Origin of the sequence: Moritella sp. JT01 (assembly GCF_001574435.1) — a bacterium.
Taxonomy (GTDB): domain Bacteria; phylum Pseudomonadota; class Gammaproteobacteria; order Enterobacterales; family Moritellaceae; genus Moritella.
Genome location: NZ_LOCN01000041.1, coordinates 18,963 through 21,501 on the forward strand (window position 1 = coordinate 18,963; position 2,539 = coordinate 21,501).

Sequence of the window (2,539 nt, forward strand, 5' to 3'; positions counted from 1 at the left end):
AGACTACAAGAATCTTGCAAAAGAAGTGCTAGAACGTCTTTAACTTATAAAAGTGTATTAATTAATATGAGCAAATTACAAGGTGCTTCATCGCTTAGCCGTAGAAGACAAAAGAAGAAAGAACAACAAGAAATAGATCAGCCAAAAGATAAAATCACAACCGTAGCAACAAAGCGTAATGTGACAACCGGAGCTAAACCGGTATCGATTAGGTTAAGTGAAAACAACCAAGTAGATCTAAACTTATGGCTTCAAAGCTTAGAGTTAGAGATGGGTAAAAAAGTAACTGCAGCCAAGCTGATTCGCGGGATCATACACATGCGCGATAATATAGATAAAGAGACTCTAATCAACGCGATTAATGTCGCTAATTAGTTTTTCGTAAAACTTAAAATGTAGTACATTTGTACTACATTTTAATGTTAACGAGTAGGGTATTAGAAAATGAAAAAAGGCATTCCACACTCATTAAATTCCGGAGCTGCTATTACAGTCGATGATCGACGCAACCATGGTGAGGACACCCACCTATCAGTAAAGTTGAACGTTGAAGGGAAAATCACTGAGGTTATTTGTTCTAAAGAGTCTGTTGAACGTAACGGCTTACGTGGCTACTTCTCATATTCAGCAAAAAAAATAAATGATACCGCAGATAAAAAATATGAGCGGTTAAAAGAATTAGCGGCTCAGCGTGGCCGTGATATTCCTGCGGCTAAAAGAACTTTTAAAGCGAGAGATGCTAATTGCCTTACAATTAATAACCATCTTAAAACGGGCTTGGCAGAACAGTAATATTTAACCTCTAGATCCTCCCTCCCTATTTCTGATTGAATATAAAGATAAACACACTTAACACAAGGCTGTGACAAAACCCTACAATAAAATGTAGTACAAATGTACTACATTAACCCAAATTCCTTTTAAAGCATTGGCGAGGCTGAACGCCGCAACATAAAAGACCAATAAGGAGCGTAAAGGTGAGGTGTGTTTTTGCCGAGGCTTTCGAGAGCTATATTTGGGATTGTTGTTGCTTGAAGTGATACCGATGCTCACTGCGGGGTTTGCAGTGACGGCTTGTGCTAGACAGCGAGTACGCGGGTAACCATTCTATTAAACATAAAATCCATTATACGGCGAAGCGGACAGTTGGGCATGATCAGAGTCTTTTTTCTGATCGTGAGCAATTGCGTATAGTGCATTTTATGTTTAGTACGACAACGGAAATATCACCCAGCAGCACGGGTCATTGTACGGTACATATCAGGAGTGATTATTGCCGGGAGTTAGTTCGCTAAGTTTACATAGCGAACCATCATATCGAACTCAATCTTACATAACATGCGTTATACGCAGTGGGTTAACAGGGTTGTTAAGTAAACGTTGGTAACATTGAATTTATTACGCCACTCTCATTTCTGTAATAAGTAAGTAACCTTCTAGAGTCAACGAAAAGCGCCAGCGATGTCAAATTGATACTCAATTAACACGCCAATAATCGACACTGTCCCTCCATACATTTTTACATTTACTATCGTTACATAGAGCCGATCAAGTCATTAATTTTACCTTTTAACTTATCAAACCCTTTAGATATATCCTTTCTGTCTTCTTCTGGCATTATTTCATGTGATTCATTTAACGCGAAATCAATGATTTTTAATGAAGAGGTGCTATCGGTTACAATTACCATTGTCAACTCGCCAATACTATCAAAAATAGCATCCTTATTATTTTGTATTTCTCCAAGATCATTTTTAAATTGCTCTAGAAAAGAAACCCGCCTGCTTGACTCTTGGAATTCTGGCAAAATGAATAACTTCTTTTTTATTTCACTTTCGAATTTTTTTAATTTAGTATCCCCAAAAGTTTGTCCTATATATTTAGGTTTGAACTCAGCGATTAAATTGAGATGCTCGACATAGTATCCTGTTGCTGCATCACCTTTTTCATCATGAGAATTTATCATTTCAGGCAGAAAACGTTTTAGTTCAGGTGCTTTTTTGACCATATTGTCACGTGCTGAAAACTCCCTCTCTATAACATCCATAGATGACTTACCCCTTTTCATTTCAAGATAACCCATTTTCCCTTCACCATGGAAATAGTTTTTGTCATTTCCACCTCCTAACCGTGTCATCTTACTTGTATCTGGAGCCTTCAATGTCTCTTTAGAAAAAGAAGAGGGCGGAAGTTTTGCCGCTTCTCGTGTTTCTGCTATTTTATTTTCTAGTATTAACTTTTTCATAAAAACCTATGTTTAATTTGTAAAAAGGTGAGCCTTATAATCCACTTATAATTACAAAATAAAAACAGAGAAATAAAAAAATACAGTTAAGATAAATAGAACAATACTATTGAATTAGGCAATGTGATCATTTTTTGATTTTGGATAAATTCAGCAATATGCGCTCTGTTTAACATAAAGATGACAATGCGCACATACCAAAAGTCATTCGATTGAAATACGATTGAAAACACCTAAAAAACACTGTTTTTAGCGTCTAACAATAGATATTTACCAAAGATGATTTTGCACTAT

The 2,539-nt window shown here is 36.2% G+C and carries 2 protein-coding genes; one reads left to right on the forward strand and one right to left on the reverse strand.

Annotated features, from left to right (window positions below; genetic code table 11):
* Positions 1-444: 444 nt before the first annotated feature.
* Complete coding sequence (locus tag AKG98_RS22585; protein ID WP_198155596.1) at positions 445-792, forward strand: hypothetical protein; 348 nt, start codon at positions 445-447, stop codon at positions 790-792.
* Between the two features lie 742 nt (positions 793-1,534).
* On the opposite strand, the gene AKG98_RS21690 is transcribed toward AKG98_RS22585, so the two are convergent.
* Positions 1,535-2,245, reverse strand: coding sequence for a hypothetical protein (locus AKG98_RS21690; RefSeq protein WP_067051214.1), 711 nt, complete (start codon positions 2,243-2,245; stop codon positions 1,535-1,537).
* Positions 2,246-2,539: the final 294 nt, after the last annotated feature.

Coding starts and splice junctions, on each gene's coding strand:
- AKG98_RS22585 (WP_198155596.1), top strand. CDS start 445: ATGAAAAAAGGCATTCCACACTCATTAAATTCCGGAGCTGCTATTACA.
- AKG98_RS21690 (WP_067051214.1), bottom strand. CDS start 2,245: ATGAAAAAGTTAATACTAGAAAATAAAATAGCAGAAACACGAGAAGCG.